General features: G+C 67.8%; 16 protein-coding genes. 9 read left to right on the top strand and 7 right to left on the bottom strand.

Annotated elements, in window-relative coordinates; genetic code table 11:
- Positions 1–85: 85 nt before the first annotated feature.
- Positions 86–577, bottom strand: coding sequence for an anthrone oxygenase family protein (locus D7X99_RS08875; protein ID WP_121777393.1), 492 nt, complete (start codon positions 575–577; stop codon positions 86–88).
- A gap of 77 nt (positions 578–654) precedes the next feature.
- On the opposite strand from D7X99_RS08875, the gene D7X99_RS08870 reads away from it, so the two are divergent.
- Entirely contained in the window at positions 655–1,443 is a 789-nt protein-coding gene (locus D7X99_RS08870; protein WP_121777392.1) for an AraC family transcriptional regulator, read from the top strand.
- Between the two features lie 3 nt (positions 1,444–1,446).
- Here the strand turns inward: D7X99_RS08870 and D7X99_RS08865 are convergent, their stop codons facing one another.
- On the bottom strand, positions 1,447–1,809 hold the full coding sequence (locus D7X99_RS08865; RefSeq protein ID WP_120579864.1) for a hypothetical protein: 363 nt from the start codon (positions 1,807–1,809) through the stop codon (positions 1,447–1,449).
- 120 nt (positions 1,810–1,929) lie between these two features.
- Here D7X99_RS08865 and D7X99_RS08860 point away from each other — a divergent pair, with 120 nt between their 5' ends.
- From D7X99_RS08860 to D7X99_RS08840, 5 genes are all read left to right on the top strand, one after another.
- The gene (locus tag D7X99_RS08860) at positions 1,930–2,649 is read left to right on the top strand and encodes a hypothetical protein (protein WP_147476092.1); all 720 of its coding nucleotides are present in this window, start codon (positions 1,930–1,932) and stop codon (positions 2,647–2,649) included.
- A gap of 93 nt (positions 2,650–2,742) precedes the next feature.
- A complete protein-coding gene (locus D7X99_RS08855) occupies positions 2,743–3,975 on the top strand; it encodes a serine hydrolase (RefSeq protein ID WP_121777389.1) in 1,233 nt (410 codons plus the stop codon).
- A gap of 62 nt (positions 3,976–4,037) precedes the next feature.
- A complete protein-coding gene (locus D7X99_RS08850) occupies positions 4,038–4,670 on the top strand; it encodes a glutathione S-transferase N-terminal domain-containing protein (protein ID WP_121777388.1) in 633 nt (210 codons plus the stop codon).
- A 72-nt stretch (positions 4,671–4,742) separates the two neighbouring features.
- Complete coding sequence (locus D7X99_RS08845; RefSeq protein ID WP_121777387.1) at positions 4,743–6,389, top strand: SH3 domain-containing protein; 1,647 nt, start codon at positions 4,743–4,745, stop codon at positions 6,387–6,389.
- On the top strand, positions 6,389–6,706 hold the full coding sequence (locus tag D7X99_RS08840) for a hypothetical protein (RefSeq protein WP_120593685.1): 318 nt from the start codon (positions 6,389–6,391) through the stop codon (positions 6,704–6,706). Before D7X99_RS08845 ends, D7X99_RS08840 begins: the two co-directional genes overlap by 1 nt.
- A 20-nt stretch (positions 6,707–6,726) precedes the next feature.
- Here the strand turns inward: D7X99_RS08840 and D7X99_RS08835 are convergent, their stop codons facing one another.
- Entirely contained in the window at positions 6,727–7,155 is a 429-nt protein-coding gene (locus tag D7X99_RS08835; protein WP_121777386.1) for a helix-turn-helix domain-containing protein, read from the bottom strand.
- Positions 7,156–7,230: 75 nt separating this feature from the next.
- Here D7X99_RS08835 and D7X99_RS08830 point away from each other — a divergent pair, with 75 nt between their 5' ends.
- Positions 7,231–8,085: a class I SAM-dependent methyltransferase gene (locus D7X99_RS08830; RefSeq protein ID WP_121777385.1), complete on the top strand. Its 855-nt coding sequence runs from the start codon at positions 7,231–7,233 to the stop codon at positions 8,083–8,085.
- Here D7X99_RS08830 and D7X99_RS08825 read toward each other — a convergent pair whose 3' ends face one another.
- Positions 8,086–9,783 carry a hypothetical protein gene (locus D7X99_RS08825; RefSeq protein WP_147476091.1) on the bottom strand — a complete coding sequence of 566 codons (1,698 nt, stop codon included), beginning with the start codon at positions 9,781–9,783 and terminating at the stop codon, positions 8,086–8,088.
- 80 nt (positions 9,784–9,863) lie between these two features.
- A complete protein-coding gene (locus tag D7X99_RS08820) occupies positions 9,864–11,372 on the bottom strand; it encodes an aldehyde dehydrogenase family protein (RefSeq protein WP_121777383.1) in 1,509 nt (502 codons plus the stop codon).
- Positions 11,373–11,655: 283 nt separating this feature from the next.
- Here D7X99_RS08820 and D7X99_RS08815 point away from each other — a divergent pair, with 283 nt between their 5' ends.
- Complete coding sequence (locus tag D7X99_RS08815) at positions 11,656–12,615, top strand: 3-hydroxyacyl-CoA dehydrogenase family protein (RefSeq protein WP_121777382.1); 960 nt, start codon at positions 11,656–11,658, stop codon at positions 12,613–12,615.
- On the top strand, positions 12,612–13,211 hold the full coding sequence (locus tag D7X99_RS08810; RefSeq protein ID WP_121777381.1) for a hypothetical protein: 600 nt from the start codon (positions 12,612–12,614) through the stop codon (positions 13,209–13,211). Before D7X99_RS08815 ends, D7X99_RS08810 begins: the two co-directional genes overlap by 4 nt.
- Positions 13,212–13,286: 75 nt before the next feature.
- Here D7X99_RS08810 and D7X99_RS08805 read toward each other — a convergent pair whose 3' ends face one another.
- Entirely contained in the window at positions 13,287–16,394 is a 3,108-nt protein-coding gene (locus D7X99_RS08805; RefSeq protein ID WP_121777380.1) for an efflux RND transporter permease subunit, read from the bottom strand.
- Between the two features lie 19 nt (positions 16,395–16,413).
- Entirely contained in the window at positions 16,414–17,592 is a 1,179-nt protein-coding gene (locus tag D7X99_RS08800; RefSeq protein ID WP_121777379.1) for an efflux RND transporter periplasmic adaptor subunit, read from the bottom strand.
- Positions 17,593–17,920: the final 328 nt, after the last annotated feature.

Here is a 17,920-nt window from a genome sequence, read left to right as displayed (position 1 = left end):
ATCCGCACTTCCATCATCCCCTCTTCGGCGGCCCACATTCGGCCCACCCCGGGACGGAGTCTAATCCATTTCAATGGCGCACACGTCACCCGGCTCCCTTCACCCGGAGCCATGAAAGGGCTTGAAGGGCCGCGAACCACGCGCCTCCCGCGAGCGCATGACGGAGATGGTTCATCCGAACCCACCGGGTCGCGGTCTCCACGGCCGCCGGAGTGTCAGGCGATTGCATCAGTCGGACCATCGTGGGGATGAAGTACGAGAAGGTCAGCACCCGGTCCACGAGCACCACCAGCGCGGCCGCGAGCCACCAGGAGCGCAGCGGCCCCGTGGCCCGCGTGGCGAAATAGAGACTGGCCAGCGTGAGCAGCGTCAGCGGACCCGTGGTGACGACGCCCCAGAAGCGCCGGCCCACGTCATCCTGGCGCGCCGCCTCCGAGGACCAATGCCCGCCCGTGACATTGAGCCACCGGGGGAGCGCGATGCGGTGCTCATAGAGCCCCGCGCCGAAGGCGACGCCCAGGTTGAGCACGAAGAGCCACAACAGGATTTCCGCCGCGGAGGGCTTCAGGTTCATCATGGGGCCAGCATGCGTCCCGTGCCCGCGAGCGTCTTTCGCGCCCTTGTGCTGTTTTTCTCAATCCTGCGGTGTTTTCCATGAGCCCCCGGCACGCACTCCTCGCCCAGATTGGCGCCGACATCGTCCGCTTCCAGGAAGCCTCCGCGGAGTTCGACTCCGCCGTGGGAGAGGTGCTCGCGCTCGGCCGCGCGGAGCTGACGTGTCTGGCGCAGCTGCACTTCGGAGGCCCCGCGCCCCTGAGCGCGGTCGCACGAGGCGCCGATGTGGAGCGATTGGAGCTCGCCGGCTACGTCCAGCGGGAGGGCGCGGGAAGCAGCAGGAGGCTTACGCTCACCGGGCATGCGCGCGAATGGATTGAAACCCTCTGGGGCCCCGTCCAGGCGGATGGCTTGCAGTTGATGGCGCCCATGCCGGACGCGGAGTTGAAGGTCATCGCCCGCTTCCTGGGCGAGGCGAGGAAGTCGCAGGACCGTCATTCCGCCCGCGTCGCGAAGCTGCTCCAGGAACCCGGAGGGACGCGAGCGGCGCGGAGGCGCGGAGGCCTCTCCGCCGCCGCGCTCCACCGCGTGCGGCTCTTCATCGAAGCGCACCTCGCGCGGAGGATCCAGGTGGGCGAGCTGGCCCGGCGCGCGGGACTGAGCGTCTTCTACTTCACCCGCGCCTTCCGGCAGTCCATGGGCATGACGCCGCACGCCTACGTGCAGCAGCGGAGGGTGGAGCGGGCGCGCGGCCTGTTGAGCCACACGACCCGCTCCCTCGGAGACATCGCGCTCGCGGTGGGCTTCAGCTCACAGAGTCACTTCACCACGGTGTTCCGCCGGGTGACGGGGCTCACGCCCGCCGTCCTGCGGCGCGCGGGACGCTGACGCCTACGAGCAGGTCTTCAGGCACCGCGGAGGGTTCGTGTTCGGCGGCGTCGTGTAGGTACCCCCGCAGATGTAGTACTGCGTCGGGGAACACAAAGCGTACCACTGGACGCTGCTGCCAGAGCCGGACTTGTACTGCGTGCAGTCCCAGTAGCTCCACTTGATGCCCCCGGGACAACTCGAGTCGGAGAAGCCGCCCGACGCGAAGTCCAGGCATCCCGCGACGGCCAGACCCGGATTGCACACGGCCTGCTCAGCGGACCCGAGCGCTTCCTCCGGTCCGGCCTCGTCCATCGCCCCGCCACAGGCGGAAGCAAACGCCATCACGGAACCCAGGCACAGCGAACGCACGACGTGTCTCGACATGGATTGCCCCCTCACGCAGGCCTGCCATCGCGGCAGGTGGCGGACACCCTACGCACCCCGCGGAACTGCTGGGATTAAACGCGGTTAAATCCACATGACGCCGAGGGCCGGCTCGCGAAGGTGCGGCAGGAGCGCATTGGCGCGGACTGGAACGGCGTACAGCCAAACCCGCTGGTGATGCGGCGCTTCATGTCCAACGAGGCCCGCGCCTTCTTCACCGCGGCGGTGGTGCGCGCGAAGAACAACGACCGGTCCTTCCGGGTGAGCCTCTCCCTTGTGGAGGCAGGAGACCGCCTGGAGCCGCTGGTGTTCATCCAGAGCTTCATGACGCCCGGAGGCCTGGGCGAGGCCATGTCGGCCTCGTTCTCCTGGAACACGTCCTACGCCCGGGTGGAGGAAGCGCTGAAAGGTGTGCGCGGGAGCCCCGTGGGCCTGCCGCTGGTGGACGACGCGGAGGTGGTGGGCCACTTCATCTACGGCACCAGCTCCGCGGCCCAGTGGGTCAACGCCTATACCGGCGGCTCCACCATGACGGCGGTCTCCTACAGCATCGACTACACCTTCGGCGCCAATCGCGAGTTCCAATACAAGTTCGGGGGCGCGTCCGGACAGGTGGGCGCGATGAAGTTCGGCTCCGAGGACGACCAGGGCACCTGGAGCGTGAAGCACGACGTGCTGACGCTCACCGGAGCGAAACGGACACGCCGGTACCTGCTCATCGGGGCGGCGCGCTCACCGGAGGGGAAGCGCACGCTCTACCTCCTACAGGAGGGCCAGGGATGGTCGCTTTCCCCCGGCGCCATCGGTCGGGACGGCGAGCTGTACGTGGCGGTGGATTGAAGTTCCGCCCTGCCCGGTGACACCGCCCGGGGTCACCGGTGTTCCATCCGCCGGCCGGAAAAGCACCGGCCCTTCCCTCACAGGAGATGGAACATGGCTGTCCTGCACCGCGGACTGCGGCTGGGTATGGCATTGCTCGCGAGCTTCACGACCCCCGCCTGCGGGCCGGATGCACCGGCCGGTGCCGCGCTGGAGGTGGGCGACCAGGAGCTGGAGGTGGCGAGGTCGCCCCTGCCGCCCCTGAACCGCGAGGCGCTGCGACAGGCCATCGCGGGCCTGCCGAACGCGGAGGTGACCGGCGCGCTGGTCCGGGTGAGCGGCGCGGACGGGCGCTGGCTGGGCACGTCCGGCGTGGCCGACATCCGCACCGGCGCCCCGGTGCCCGCGGACGCGCACTTCCGCATTGGCAGCATGACGAAGACGTTCACGGCCATCGTCGTGCTGCAGCTCGCCGCCGAGGGGCGCGTGGACCTGGACCGGCCCGTCCAGCACTACCTGCCGCGCCTGCTGCCCGCGGGCGTCTACGCGCCCATCACCGTGCGCCAGTTGCTCAACTTCACCCACGGCCTGCCCGGCGTGCCGGTGCCGCAGAAGGACCCTGACTGGTTCTTCGAGAACCGCTTCCGGCGCTTCAGCCCCCGGGAGCTCCTCTCCCTGACGCTCCCCCAGGGCCCCCGCTTCGCCCCGGGCACGCAGCAGGAGTACGGCAACATCGGCTACCTCGTGGCGGGGCTGCTCATCGAACAGGTGACGGGCCGGCCCTACGGGGACGCGGTGCGCGAGCGCATCCTGCGGCCGCTGCACCTGCGAGACACCTTCGTGCCCGGCAACGACGTGACCCTTCCCGGGCGCCACACGCGTGGCTACGAGGAGGTCGCGCCAGATGAGACAGGCTGTCCGGCGGGAGCCATCGCCTACGGCGAGCGCTGCCTGGTGGACGTCACCGAGGCCAGCCAATCCGTGCCCTGGGCCGCCGGAGAGATGATCTCCACCGCCGAGGACCTGGACCGCTTCCTCGTCGCGCTCTTCCAGGGGCGACTGCTGCCGCGCAAGCAGCAGGAGGAGCTGTTCACCGTCCCGGACCTGCCCGCCACGGGAGGAGGTCGCGCCAGCTACAGCGCGGGACTCAGGCGCCACGACATCGACGGCGTCATCTTCTGGGGAAAGACGGGCGACCGGCACGGCTACAACAACGGGATGGGCGCCACGCGGGATTTGCGCCGGCGTCTCATCTATTCGGTCAACACGCTCCACATGGGAGGGGACCCGCCGGACATCGCCGCGCGGATCATCATGGCGGCCCTGCAGGGGCCCTCTCAACCATAGGGGACGACGCGGCGGAGGTGATATGGGGTTGGCCTGCCACGTCACATTGAATGGAGGCTCCCATGTCCACGCTCGACAAGCCTGTCCTCATCGGCCGTTCAAGCTCGCACTTCACACGCATTGCCCGGCTCTTCGCGGCGGAGCTGAGCGTCGACCATTCCTTCCAGGTGGTGCGGGACCTCCTGTCCACGGCCCCTGCGGACTATGGCGGCAACCCAGCGCTCCGCATTCCCGTCCTGAAGACAGCTCAAGGCGTCTGGTTCGGCGCGCTCAATGTCTCTCGTGAGCTGTGGCGGCGGTCGAATCCCAGGCTCCGGGTGGTGTGGCCGGAGGACCTGGACGTACCCCTGCTGGCGAACATGCAGGAACTCACCCTGCAGGCCATGGCGACAGAGGTCACGCTGGTCATGGAGAAGATGGCTGGTGCCGGAGAGGGCACGACCCACGCACGCAAGCTCCGTGAGTCCTTGCTCAACATGATGGCGTGGTTGGAGGAGAACGCGAGCGCCGCGCTGGCCGCCCTCCCGCCCGAGCGGGACCTGAGCTACCTGGAGGTCACGCTCTTCTGCCTCGTGACCCATCTGGAGTTCCGGGACGTCCTACCCACGGCCTCCTACGAAACGCTGAACCGCTTCTGTCAGCAGTTCGCACAGCGCCCATCCGCCAGTGCCACCCCATTCCGCTTTGATGTCTGAACACACCCGGGCTTCGCCGGGCGGGCGAGTCTCGTATATCATTGAGGAGGCCCCTGGACAGGAGACATCACCATGGGGGATGTACGCGACGACGGCGAAGCCGTAGGCCGTGTGGGAATCATCCAGTGGGATGGGGCGTCCGAGGTACGACTTCGCGCGACACGGAGCACCACCGAGTCGAACATCATCCAGACCCTGCCCTTCAACACGACCGTCCAGGTCATCCGCCGATGGAAGGATGGCTGGGCTGAGATCTCCACCCGTCATGGGCAAACGGGCTTCGCTGCCTCCGAGTACATCTGGACCCATTTGCCCGAGCCCAGCGCGCGACTGCATCGGGTTGAAGCAGGCGTGCCCGGAACCGCCATTGCCATCGCGGAAGCCTATTACGGCGATCTGGCCTCCCAGTGGGGTCAGGACCTGCGCTTCTTCGTCAATGTCCTCGCACACACGAACCGCCTGGCGGTGCCGTCGGGAACCACGGGCTGGCGTGAAGTGCACTTTCGCAGCGACACCTTGATCTGGATTCCGGGTCGTCACTTCGCCCAATCCCTATCGGACGTCGTCAATTCCGGCTCCCGATCCTTCAATCTCGCCACGACGTTGGAATCCACCGTCGCGCGCGTCACCCAACTCTGGGATGACTTCCATCGCGCGGTCGCCCTCTCCACGCGGTATCTCAGCGAGTCCGTCACGCGGCACACGGAGAAGGTCCTTCAAGACATCGTCATGGCGTTGGCCGAGATGGTGCTGGGCGGGATCGCGGTGCTCGCGGTTTCAACCGCGATCGGAGCGGGAATCGGAGCGCTGGCCGGCGGAGTCGGCGCCGCACCAGGAGCAGCCGCCGGATTCGAGATCGGCCTCATCGTCCTGGAGTGGCTGGGACTGGCCATGTTGCTGAACTGGCTGGTGGAGTCCCTCTGGAAGGTCGCCAAGGCATTCCACAAGTTCATCGGCACGGTGTGGGAGGCGCGGGGGAGCGCGGCCGCCATTGATCGCGCCGCGCGCGAATTCGCAGAGGCCGTCGCGACCCTGGTCGGCGCCATCATGGAAGGCGTGATCATGCTGGCGATGTCTCGCGGGGTGTCCTGGATGGTACGCGCGCTGCGCGGGACAGCCCTCGCGCGCAAGCTGGGAGAAGCCCGGTTGGCAAACTGGCTCAACAAGCGCCTTGATACCTTTCGAGAGCGGCGTGCGGGGCGTCCGCGAGAGGTCATAGGTCAGTTGACTCAAAAAATAGTCGACGCCCGCTATTTTCGGGGAGTGGACCTCGTTCAGCGAACGCGCAAGGGGCGCGACATGAGACTGGGAGAACTCGACGGAATCGACATGCAACAGAGGTTGCTCATCGAATACAAGTCGGCTCGAAGGCTTCATCGATCAACCCCACCGCGAGATCCGGCGGACTGGGCCAACGAGATGATCTACGAAACCACCGTCGGTCGCATTCAGGCGCTCACACAAACTGCGACCGGAACACGGCCAACCCAGACGGGCTCTGCCACAGTCCCCACCCTCGCGGAGATCCAAGGCTTCCGGCGCTTGCAATTCCGCATCGACGCGGACACGCCAGGATTGCGTGCTGGTGTGGAGGCTGCGCTGAAAAAGCTCCGGTCAGCGCATCCTGGCTGGACGTTCGAAGTGCGCTGGGGCATTGACTTCCGGTTGCCGCCCCTCCCTGACTGGGCCATCGTCGGCCATCACCAAGAGCTCCACTGATGTCCGTCGCCATCCTCATCAAATTCAAATCGACAGACCGGGCTCCCCTCTACATCTCGGTAGCCACCCAGGGGGAGTACCATGGTGTGTGGCTTTCCGCAGCGGAGAAGCTTGGCCTCAAATGGGTGCCACTGTTCGAAGATGGCCCTGTTGTGGACGTGAGCGATCTACCTACCCTGCTGGATGAGTTCCGGCAGCTTCGGGACGCGTTGGCAGGGAGTCCGAAGAATGATGCGATTCTTGAACATATCGATTTAATTCTGGAGGAGTTCAGCAGGCTGGACCTCACCGAGGTCTCCAGAATCGCCATTGGTTGATGACTGAGTTCGTCCTGGCTCTACGGCCGCCGCGGTGTCCTCCTTCGCGCGCCCATCGCGCCTGACGCTGCGCCTCGCAGGAGGCGGCGGAAGGTGGGGCACTCCATGTGGTTCGGCGCGGGGCAGGCCGCTGCGTGTCGCAGGCCGTCGCGCATCGCGCTCAGTTCGCGAATCGTCTTGTCCAGCTTCTCCGCCTGGGTCGCGAGCATCTTCCGGTCGATTCGCGGCCGCCCGTCCGGCGCGAACATCAGTGCGATCTCATCGAGCGTGAAGCCCGCGGCGCGCCCCATCGCTATCAGCGCCAGCCGCTCCAGCACCTCGGGCCCGAACAGACGGCGCAGCCCCCGCCTGCCGATGGAGGCGATCAGCCCCCGCTCCTCGTAGAAGCGCAGTGTCGAGGCGGGAACGCCGGAGCGCTTCGCCACCTCCGTGATGTCCAATTCAGTCATCCTCTTGACCTCAAGTCGACTTGAAGTGGCACCCTGCGGCTTCTGGTTCTTGAAGGCAAGCAGGAGGAGATCCCCATGGATGACACGCGCCAGCTTGAGGACGAGCAGACGAAGCTATGGAACGGCACCGCCGGACACGCCTGGGTCGAAGCGCAGGCGGTACTCGATGGAATGTTCAAGCCGATTGAAGACCTGCTCGCCGAAGCAGTCGTCACAAGCTCCGCGCGCCAGGTACTCGACGTCGGTTGTGGTACGGGCAGCACGACGCTCGCGGTCGCGCGGCGGCTGGGCGCGAAAGGCCGCTGCACCGGCATCGACATCTCGGAGCCAATGCTCGCCACTGCCCACGCCCGGGCCGAACAGGAAGGCACTCCGGCCCGCTTCATCCGCGCCAACGCGCAGCTGCACGCCTTCGAGCCCGCCAGCTTCGACATGATCATCTCGCGCTTCGGCGTCATGTTCTTCGAGGACCCCGTCCGGGCCTTCGAGAACCTGCGACATGCCGCGAGGAATGACGCCGCACTCCTGGCCATCGCGTGGCGGAGTCCCTCGGAGAATCCGTTCATGACGACAGCCGAGCGCGCCGCGGCGCCGCTCCTGTCGAACCTCCCCGCACGCCGGCCGGACGGGCCAGGGCAGTTCGCCTTCGCGGGCTCAAACCGGGTCCACCGCATCCTGGAGGAGAGCGGATGGGCCGGAATCGACATCCGGCCCATCGATTTCACCTGCACCCTGCCCGAGAAGGAGCTGGTCAATTACCTGACCCGGTTCGGTCTCCTCAGCAGGGTCCTCCAGGAGTTGGACGAGCGGACTCGCACCCGGGTCATCGAAACGGTCCGCGCCGCGTTCGAGCCCTTCGTGCACGGAGCGGAAGTCCGCTACACCGCTGCCTGCTGGAAGGTGGTTGCCCGGGCGTCAGCGAGCCCCTGATCACGGACCGCCGGAGCCACGGCGGCGGAGGCCCATCGGCGCTTCCTTCGTCTCCTTGCAGGTGGCCCCCTGGGCCTGGGCCCTGCGGACCCGCGCATCGCAGTGCTGCCACGCCCCCGCGGGTGTGGCCATGCTCCCGCCGAGGTGGACCCCGCACGAGGGGGTGTGTCCCCAGATGTCGCCACTCGTCCAGTAGAGGAACGTCTCCGTCATCTCTCCCGGCCGGGCGCACTCGACGTAGTGAGTCTTGCCGTCCGCCTGGAAGAACGCGCTCGTCGTCGCGTTGGGGACCTCCTTCTTCGGCGGAAGGACCGTTTCGAATCGCGCCTGGAAGCCCGCCACCCGGGTGCCATCGGCCGCGAGCCGGATGGGCGGTGTCACCGGCTGGCCCGCGAACTCGTCGAAGAGCCCATCCACCACCACCGACCCGTCCGGCATCGCCGCCACCATCCGGAGGAAGCCCGCGGCATCGGGACTCCGCTTCACTTCCGCCGCCGCCTTCCGGTAGCGCAGTCCCGCGCCGAGTCCCTTCTGGAACCGCGCATCCACCGAGCCGTCCGCCTTCAAGCGCACCAGGCCCGGAGCACGCCAGGGGCCCTCCGGCGGATCCACGGCGGGGATGTTGTTCTGGGCGAGCACGAGGCTCCCGCCCGGTCCAAGCCCCATCTGCGGCACGCGCATGAAGCGGCCCTGGGGATATACCCCCTCCTGCCGGAAGGTCTTGTAGGTGGGGTCGAGCCGCCCGTCGGACGTCAGGCGCATGACGTCCGCGCGCGTCTCTCCCTGGACAACGTCTCCCACCCCGACGACCGAGCCGTCCGCACGGGGGGCGATGAGGCTCAACTCGATGCCGCCCTCCCCCTTCATCGCCCAGGAGATGAGAGGCGTGTTGAAGCGCGGTTCAGGCTTCCACTGCGCGTCGAGGGCGAGCACGGGAACCTCGGACCGGCTCCCCTCGGGTTGGAACCGGCCGCTCAGGAAGAGGCCTCCGTCGGCCCGGGCGCGGACCTGCTTCAACACATACCAGCCCAGCCTGAGCTCCTTCAGGACCGAGTCGAAGCGCTCGGCGCGTTCGAGGGTGCCCTCGGGGGTGAAGCGCAGCAGCCACAGCGGCACCTGCTTCAGGTAGGTCTCGTCTGGCGTTGACGCCGCGACGATGAGCCGCGACTTCGCATCCACCTCCGCGGTGATGATGAACGACGAGGCGCCCACCTTGTCGAGCAGCGCCTCGCGCACCTTGCTGTTGAAGGCGTCGGCCCTCGCCCCCGCCGCCGTGTGGCGGACAAGCTCATGGGCCACGGGCGCGGGCCCACTCTCGCCTCTGGGAGCCTTCTCGTCGCGGGAGCGATACGTCGCGATGTAGCCCCCGGAAGGCACGGCGAGCAGTTGCACCAGCTCCTTCATGCGGTCCCGGTCGGACGCGGCTTCGAGCGCCACGGAAGCCGGCGACGTGGCGCGCTTGCCCTGGGCGTCGATGACCACGACGCTGCCCACGGGCTCGCCGTTCAATCGATTGCAGGTGTGCCCCACCACGCCCCAGGCGCCCTTGGGCGCGGGGAGGACGGCCACGAGCTCGCAATCCCCATTCGGCTCGTGGAACTGGTCATTGGGCGACCAGATTCCGTCCTCCTCCGCGAAGGCCCCACCGCCCAGTGCGAGCACAAGCAACACCGTGCCCGCGTTCCTCAATGCCTGCATCGTGCGCTCCCGTTTGACTCAAGGTCGCACCATGCTGCCACGCCGCGTGTCCCCCTGGAACTGACGCGCGGGTGAACGCTTCAATCGGGCCAGTTGCCTTCCATGGGATGCGGGCCGTCCGTGAAGGCGCGCACCAGGTGGGTGCCACCGACGAAGGCGCCTGCCCATGAGCCGCCCCTGCCGCCGAAGGACTCCTCACGGTCGCCACGCGAGCGCAGCGCGTTGATGCCCACCTTGAAGGCATGGAGCCGCTTGGCGATGCGCCGGGCGAGCTCCGGGTCGTCCGTCGCCACCGAGGCCACGAGCGCGCCGTTGGAGACGTTGGCCTCCCGCAGCAGCTCCTCTTCGGAGTCCACCGACACCAGGATGTCGACGGGGCCGAAGGGTTCGCGCAGGTAGAGCTCACTGTCACGCGGGATGCCGAACAGCAGCACGGGCGGCAGGTATGCGCCGCGCTCCTGCCGAGCGGTGAAGGCGTCCTCCGCTAGCATCCCCTGATGCAGCACCTGAGTGCCCTGCTTCACCGCCTCGGCGATGAGGGCGCGGAGCTCCTTGGCCTTGCTGGGGGAGATGAGCGGCCCGAAGTCCACGTGCGCCCCCAGGACCGGATTGCCGACACGCAACGCGGAGACGGTATCGACATACGTCCGGACGAACTTCGGGACGAGTGACTTCTCGACGACCCAGCGGGTGTAGGCGGTGCAGCGTTGCTTGCCGAAGTCGAAGCCCGCGCGAATCTGTTCGCCGAGCCCGTCCCAATCCGTGAAGTGCGTGATGGCGTAGGCGTTCACGCCCTCCATCTCCAACGCGTAGCGCTTGTCCGTTTCACGCAGGCGGCGGTGGACCTCGCCACCGTTGGCGCGGCCGCCAATGAAGGCGACGCCCGCGATGTGGGGATGGCCGACGAGCGCCTCGGAGAGGTCCCTTCCGCGTCCACCGACGAGCGAGACGGGAAGGCCCGCGCGGCGCAGCAACGCGAAGGCGAGCGTGAGTGAGACGCCGCCGCCCTGGGTCGGAATCTTCGCGATGACCGAGTTGCCCGCGAGCGACTGCACGAGCACGTTGAGCAGCAGGACGGAGAAGGGATAGTTCCAGGAGGCGATGTTCGAGACCAGGCCGAGCGGCTTGCGGCCATCGATCATCCGGTCCATCTGCTCCAGGTACCACGCGATGCCCGCGAGACACCGGTCCACGTCGTTGGAGGCCGTGGGCAACGTCTTGCCGATGTCCCACGCGAGAATCCGGACGAGCAGATCCCGGTGCGCATGCAACAGCACCACCGCCTCCGCGACGGCACGGGCGCGGTCATCGAGCCGACGGGCCGCCCAGGGCGCGAACTCCGCCGCTGCCTGCTCGACCCCCGTGGCGACCTGGGCGGCGCCCAGCAGCGGCAGCTCCGCGAGGACGCTGCCGTCAATGGGCGAGATGGCATTGAACCAGGCAGGCGGCTGGACCCACTTCCCAGCGACGGGAGAGAGCAGCCGGCCCTGAGAGTCGAAGGCTTCCGGCACGGCCCTCCGGGCCTCGGCCAGCAGGATGCGACTTTCAAGACGACGAAGGGGCTCGCCAACACGTTCGGTATCCAGCATGGGTGCTCCTCCTCGCGCGTTGACGCGCGCTGAATCCATTGAAGCGCCGGCACATGACAAGCTGCGGCATGAGCGCAATATCGTCATGCACGCCCCGTCTGTCTGGGGAGGCAGGCAAGGGCCCGTCGGACGGGATGTGCGCGCCCTGAAGGCGAGCAGCACGGGCGCTTTGTGAATCCGTGACGCCGCTGAAGGCTCGGCGCGTCACGCATGCGTCCTGGACAATTGCAGCCGCCATTCAAGTGATTGCCACGCGTGCGGAGGGCGGCCACGCTCGCGGCACATGGGACACAAGCTGCTGATGAGGATTGGCGTTGTTGGCGGCGGAGCCATGGGGTGCGGCATCGCACTCGAGCTCGCCATCGCCGGCAGACACGTGGTGCTCTTCAACAGGCAGGCGGAGAGCAGCGAGGCAGCGCGCGTGAAGCTGGAGCGCGACGCCGCGCTGCTGGTGGAGACAGGGATGCTCGGCGCGGAGCAACGCACCACCGCGCTCGCGCGCATCCATCGCACCACGGTGCTCGCCGAGGCCGCCGTGGTTCAGGACCTGGTCATCGAATCCATCCCCGAGGACCTGGCGCTCAAACAGCAACTCTTCAAGGAGCTGGACCGGCTCGCGTCACCGGACACCCTGCTCGCCACCAACACCACCGCGCTGAGCGTGACAGCCATTGCCCGCGACTGCGCGCACCCGGAGCGTGTCCTCTCCGCGCACTACTACCTGCCCGCGCACCTGGTGCCGCTGGTGGACGTCATCCCTGGCGAGAAGACCTCACCCGACGCGGTGGAGACGGTGCGGCGATTCCTTGAAGAGTTGGGCAAGTCGCCCGTGGTGTTCGCGAGGGACGTGCCGGGCTCGGTGGGCCCGCGCCTGCAGCAGGCGCTCATTGGCGAAGCCTTTCGAATCGTACAGGAGGGCGTGGCCACGCCGGAGATGGTGGACCGCGTGCTCACCCAGGGCATCGGGCGGCGCCTGGGTGCCTCTGGCATCTTCGACCGGCTGGACCTCGTGGGCCTGGACTTCATCACCAACGTCCTGCGCGGCTCGGGGCGCCCGGTGCCGCCGGTGCTCGCCCAGAAGGTGGACCAGGGCGAGCTGGGTCTGAAGACGGGCCAGGGCTTCTATCCGTGGACGCCAGACAGCGCCGCCGCCTTCGAGGAGCGCATGGCCCGCCACCTCATCACGCAGCTGAGCGAGGACCGGGCCGCGGGCCGCCTCCCCACACCGGAGTCCGGGGAATGAGCGCCGACGTCGTGCTCGTGGATCCCGCGGCGCTGTCGGACTTCATGGCGGACGCCGTCCGGGAGTACAGGGCGTGCACGCCGGAGCTGCCGCCGCGCAGTTGGGCCGTGCTGCTGGGGCGCTTCACGGACGACGTGATGCACGTGGAGCGCGTGGGCTTCGCCACCAACATCCGCGAGACGGACGACACCGTGCGCCAGGAGTTCGACGCGGCCATCATCCCCCGCTTCGGCGCCTGCTACGCCAATGGCCGGCGCGGCTACTGGTGTGAGCCCCGCGAGTTGCTGCGCATCACCGCCGAGGCCGAGGCCGAGGGGCTGGAGGTGCTCGGCTCCATCCACCTGCACCCGGACTGGCACCGCATCGGCCCGCCCCACGAGCGTGGCCTGCGCGTCAGCCAGGAGCCCACGCCCATGGACCGGCACCTGTTCCAGGGCAGCGGCTGGCCGCTCAACATGATCCTCTACCTGGAGCGGCGCGAGGGCAGGCTCTATCACTCGCTCGGCGCATGGGCCCCGCCCGCCGACACAGCACCCGACGCGGCCTGCCGCGCGCTCGCCATCCGAATGCGCACTCCGGAAACGCGCGTAGGGTAGCCACGCCAGCCGGCGCCGAGGAGTTCCATCAAGGTCCTCCTCGGCCCCGCTGTTCCAGCCCTGCCTATCCCGACGCTACGTCGCGGCGTCGGGCGCCTGCTGGAGCTCCGGTGCTTCGCTGGCGGCCACGGTGCGCGTCTTGGCGATGAGCAGGTAGATGGCCGGCACGAAGTACAGGGTGAAGAGCGTGCCCAGCGCCATGCCCGTCACCAGCACGAGCCCGATGCTGTTGCGCGCCGCCGCGCCCGGTCCAGACACCAGGACGAGCGGGAAGTGGCCCGCGACCGTGGCCACCGTCGTCATCAGGATGGGACGGAGCCGTTCGGAGGCCGCTTCCTTCACCGCCTCGAGCTTCGATTTGCCCTCCTCCTGGAGGCGGTTGGCGAAGTCCACGATGAGGATGCCGTTCTTCGCGATGAGGCCCACCAGCGTCACCAGACCCACCTGTGAGTAGATGTTGAGCGTGGTGGTGAAGCTGTCCGTGAAGTACGGCATCATCGGGTTCGGCATCCGCAGGAACGTCGTCACCAGCGCGCCAAAGAGCGCCAGCGGCACCGACCCGGCGAGGATGATGAGCGGATCCCGGAAGCTGTTGAACTGGGCCGCGAGCACCAGGAAGATCAACACCACCGCCAGCCCGAACGCCGGAGCGAACGAGTCGCCTTCCGTGCGGAGCTGCCGGGACTCGCCCGTGTAGTCCATGCGGTAGCCCGCGGGCAGGATGCGCGAGGCCTCCGTCTCCAGGTAGGTGAGCGCCTCATCCAGCGGACGGATGGCCACGCCGCTGAGCTTCACCGCGTTGAGCTGCTGGAAGCGGTTGAGCGACCGGGGCGCCACCTTGTCCTTGAAGGACGCGATGGCCGACAGGGCCACGAGCTTGCCGTCGGGACCGGTGACGTGGATGTCCTTGAGCTGCTCCGGCGTGAGGCGGGAGGACCGCAGGACCTGCGGGATGACCTTGTAGCTGCGGCCGGCGATGTTGAACCGGTTGACGAAGTTGCCGCCCACGGCGGTCCCCAGGTCCTGGCCCACGGTCCCCAGGTTCAGGCCCAGCTGCGCCACCTTCTCACGGTCGACCTCGAGCTCCGACTGGGGCTGGTCCAACTTCACGTCGATGATGGGCGGGAAGGCGAACATCCCGCTCTGTGTCGCCTTCTCCTGGAGTTGCTGCGCGAAGCCCAGCAGCTCCTCCGCCTCCGCCGTGGACGCGATGACGAACTCCACCGGGAAGTTGCCACCACCCGGCAGCGCGGGGGGCTGGAGGGTGAAGGTCTGGACCGCCGGGATGGTGTTCACCCGCTCCTGCGCCTCCGCCAGCACCTGCGCAGTGGTCCGCTGGCGCTCCTTGTACGGCTTCAGCACCAGGCCCCAGAAGCCGTTGCTCGGCTGGACAATCTGGAAGTTGAAGCTGGACTCCGGCATGTCCATCAGCAACTCGCTCGTCTTGGTCACGGACGGCTTGAGCTGATCCAGGGTGGAGTTGGACGGAGTGCTCATGATGCCGATGACGAAGTCCTGGTCCTCCACGGGCGCCAGCTCCCGGGCCGACTGGTTGAACATCACCAGGGCGAGCACGCTCAGGAAGATCCACGCCGCGTAGACGGGCCCGCGGACGAGCAGCGAGCTGTCCAGGGAGCGGGCATACGCGGCCCGCAGGCGCTCGAAGGTGCGGTTGATGACGCCCGCGAACCCCTTGTCCTCGTGGCCCGCCTTCAGGAGAACGGAGGACATCATCGGGGAGAGCGTCAGCGCCACCACGCCCGACAGGGTCACGGCTCCGGCCAGCGTGAGCGCGAACTCGCGGAACAGCGAACCCGTGAGGCCACCCTGGAAGGCGATGGGTGCGTACACCGCGGCGAGCGTGAGCGTCATCGCGATGATGGGACCCACCAACTCGCGAGCGCTCTTGATGGCGGCGTCCACCGGGCGCAGTCCGTCACGCAGGTGGCGCTCCACGTTCTCCACCACGACGATGGCGTCGTCCACGACCAGGCCTACGGACAACACCACCGCGAGCAGGGTGAGCAGGTTCACCGTGAAGCCGAACACCTGCATCAGGAACACCGTGCCGATGAGCGACACCGGAATGGCCACCACCGGCACCAGGATGGAGCGCACGGAGCCCAGGAACAGGAAGATGACGATGACGACGATGATGAGCGTCTCGATGAGCGTGCTCACCACCTCGTCGATGGCGTTCTGGATGTAGTCCGTGCCGTCGAAGGCGACGCCGCCGTGGATCTGCTCGGGCAGGTCCTTCTTGAGCGAGTCCATCTCCAGGCGGATGCGCTGCATGACGTCCAGCGAGTTGGCGTTGGGCAGCGCCCAGATGCCGACGAACACGGCCGTCTTCCCGTTGAGCGTCACGTCGGTGTCGTAGTCCTCGGCGCCGAGCACCACGTCCGCGACGTCCGACAACCGGACCACCGCGCCGCCATCCTTGCGGACGATGAGCTGCTTGAACTCCTCCACGGAGCGCAGACCCGTGTTCGCGGTGAGGTTCACCTGCACGAGCGAGCCCTTCGTCTGGCCCACGGCGGCGAGTGAGTTGTTGGTGGCGAGCGCCTGGCGGACCTGGATGGGGCTGACGTTGAGCGCGGCCATCTGGTCCGGCTTCATCCACACCCGCATGGCGAACGTGCGCGCCCCGAGGATGTCCGCGCGCTGCACGCCCTCCACGGACGACAGCCGGGGCTGCACCACGCGCACCAGGTAGTCGGACAGCTCGTTCTGCTCGAGGAAGTCGGAGGTGAAGTTGAGGTACGCGACGGCGAACTGGCTGTCCGCGGACTCGATGCCCATCACGGGGACCTGGGATTCGGGCGGAAGGTCGCCGCGAACCTGGTCGACCTTGGCGCTGATTTCACTCAGGGCGCGGTTGGCGTCGTAGTTGAGCTTGAGCCGGGCGCGGATGATGGAGACGTTCTGCGAGCTCGTGGACTCGACGTAGTCGATGCCGTCCGCCGCGGCGATGACGCGCTCCAGTGGCGTGGTGATGAAGCCACGGACGAGCTCCGCGTTGGCGCCGACGTAGACCGTGGTGACGGTGATGTCGGCGTTCTCGCTGCGCGGGTACTGCCGCACGTTGAGCGAGCGCAGGGCCTGCAGGCCGGCGATGATGATGATGAGGTTGACGACCAGCGCCACGACCGGACGCCGGATGAAGAGGTCGGTGAATTTCATGGGTTCGCCTCTCGCGGCCCTACGGGTTCACCGGCAGGGGCGCGATCTCGATGGGCGGCGCCAGCGCGTTGTTCACGACGACGGCCATGCCGTTCTTCAGCTTGAAGACGCCGCTGCTGACCACGGTCTGCCCGGGCTTCAGGCCGGCCGTCACCGCGACGTAGTCACCCCGGCGCTCTCCCAACCGCACGAACTGCTGCCGAGCCAGCAGGGCCGCCTTGCCCGCGGCGTCCTTGCCCTCGGAGAGGGTGAACACCGAGTCACCGTAGGGGGCGAAGAGCACGGCGGTGGCGGGAATGGCCACCACCTGCTCGCTGGCGTCGGAGAGCACCTCCACGCTGGCGAACATGCCCGGCAGCAGCCGGCCGTCCGCGTTGGGCACGGTGGCGCGCATGCGCACGTTGCGAGAGGACAGCTCCACCTCGGGGTTGATGGTGGTGAGGTCCCCTTCCCAGGACTCGCCCGGGAAGACGTCGACGCGCAGGCGCACCTTCTGGCCCTGCTTCACCTGGGCCAGCGCCTGCTGGGGAAGCTGGAACTCCACGAGCGCGGGGGTGGAGGACTGCAGGGACGCGATGGGGTTGCCCGGGGAGACGAACTGTCCCAGCTCCACCTGGCGGATGCCGATGCGGCCATCGAAAGGGGCGCGGATGGTCTTCTTGGCGATGAGGGACTTCAGGTGGGCCACGGTGGCGGAGGACTGGAGCGACCGCGCGCGGACGGCATCCAGGTCCGACTGGGTATTGGCGCCCTGGGCGTTGAGCTTCTCGGCGCGCTCGCGCGTCAGCCGCGAGAGCTCCGCGTCGGCCTCGGCGCCGGCCAGCTGGGCCTGCTCGCTGGAGGTGTCGAGCTGGATGAGCACCTGGCCCTTCTTCACCGAAGCGCCGTTCTCGAAGCGGATGTCGTTGACGACGCCCGGCAGCTCCGCGCTCAAGGTCACGCCCCGAAGCGCCATCACTGTGCCCACGGCGCTCCGGGTCCCCTGCCAGCCAAAGGACTCCGCCTGGGTGGACGTGACGGACTCAGGCGGCAGCACGAAGGTCTCACCGGCGTTGATCATCGAGACGATCTGGCCCGCCTTGACGGCCACGAGCCCCGCGAAGACCGCGAGCAGGAGCACCACGCCGATGATCCACCGCTTGAGGCGGCTGGCGCGGGGCGGTGAGGAGAGAGGCACTTCAGGAGCAGAGACATGCATCGTGGGCACTCGAACGGGCTGAAGGGAGCAGCCGTGTCAGGGAATTCGCCGCCCTGTAGCCGAACCGTCGTGCGTTTGCGCCCTTGAAAATCTGTTCAGGTTGTGACCACTCCCTGGGTTGGTTTCGTGTGCGCTTTTTCGAGCGCGCCCGTGACGTGGCCGTTAGGGGCGCACTCCGCGCGCGAGTGCATTGCAGCGACAACCCAGGGTTTCTCCCAAATCAGACGCGGGTCGGTCTGGGCCGTGCGGTAATGGATCCCGAGCGCCCCAGGCAGCGGCCGTCCCTCCGGAGCCAGTGCCTGTCAGGGCGTCCGCGCGTGTCCAACGT

The sequence above is a fragment of the Corallococcus sp. AB032C genome, from assembly GCF_003668935.1.
GTDB lineage: Bacteria > Myxococcota > Myxococcia > Myxococcales > Myxococcaceae > Corallococcus > Corallococcus exiguus.
The sequence above is the reverse complement of the archived record's forward strand: the minus strand, read 5'-3'. Positions and strand labels throughout refer to the sequence as shown.

Excerpts from the sequence above, each read along its gene's own strand:
- D7X99_RS08835 (WP_121777386.1), bottom strand. The coding sequence starts at position 7,155 with ATGACTGAATTGGACATCACGGAGGTGGCGAAGCGCTCCGGCGTTCCC.
- D7X99_RS08840 (WP_120593685.1), top strand. The coding sequence starts at position 6,389 with ATGTCCGTCGCCATCCTCATCAAATTCAAATCGACAGACCGGGCTCCC.
- D7X99_RS08850 (WP_121777388.1), top strand. The coding sequence starts at position 4,038 with ATGTCCACGCTCGACAAGCCTGTCCTCATCGGCCGTTCAAGCTCGCAC.
- D7X99_RS08800 (WP_121777379.1), bottom strand. The coding sequence starts at position 17,592 with ATGCATGTCTCTGCTCCTGAAGTGCCTCTCTCCTCACCGCCCCGCGCC.
- D7X99_RS08805 (WP_121777380.1), bottom strand. The coding sequence starts at position 16,394 with ATGAAATTCACCGACCTCTTCATCCGGCGTCCGGTCGTGGCGCTGGTC.
- D7X99_RS08820 (WP_121777383.1), bottom strand. The coding sequence starts at position 11,372 with ATGCTGGATACCGAACGTGTTGGCGAGCCCCTTCGTCGTCTTGAAAGT.
- D7X99_RS08810 (WP_121777381.1), top strand. The coding sequence starts at position 12,612 with ATGAGCGCCGACGTCGTGCTCGTGGATCCCGCGGCGCTGTCGGACTTC.
- D7X99_RS08870 (WP_121777392.1), top strand. The coding sequence starts at position 655 with ATGAGCCCCCGGCACGCACTCCTCGCCCAGATTGGCGCCGACATCGTC.
- D7X99_RS08830 (WP_121777385.1), top strand. The coding sequence starts at position 7,231 with ATGGATGACACGCGCCAGCTTGAGGACGAGCAGACGAAGCTATGGAAC.
- D7X99_RS08875 (WP_121777393.1), bottom strand. The coding sequence starts at position 577 with ATGATGAACCTGAAGCCCTCCGCGGCGGAAATCCTGTTGTGGCTCTTC.
- D7X99_RS08865 (WP_120579864.1), bottom strand. The coding sequence starts at position 1,809 with ATGTCGAGACACGTCGTGCGTTCGCTGTGCCTGGGTTCCGTGATGGCG.
- D7X99_RS08855 (WP_121777389.1), top strand. The coding sequence starts at position 2,743 with ATGGCTGTCCTGCACCGCGGACTGCGGCTGGGTATGGCATTGCTCGCG.
- D7X99_RS08825 (WP_147476091.1), bottom strand. The coding sequence starts at position 9,783 with ATGCAGGCATTGAGGAACGCGGGCACGGTGTTGCTTGTGCTCGCACTG.
- D7X99_RS08845 (WP_121777387.1), top strand. The coding sequence starts at position 4,743 with ATGGGGGATGTACGCGACGACGGCGAAGCCGTAGGCCGTGTGGGAATC.
- D7X99_RS08815 (WP_121777382.1), top strand. The coding sequence starts at position 11,656 with ATGGGACACAAGCTGCTGATGAGGATTGGCGTTGTTGGCGGCGGAGCC.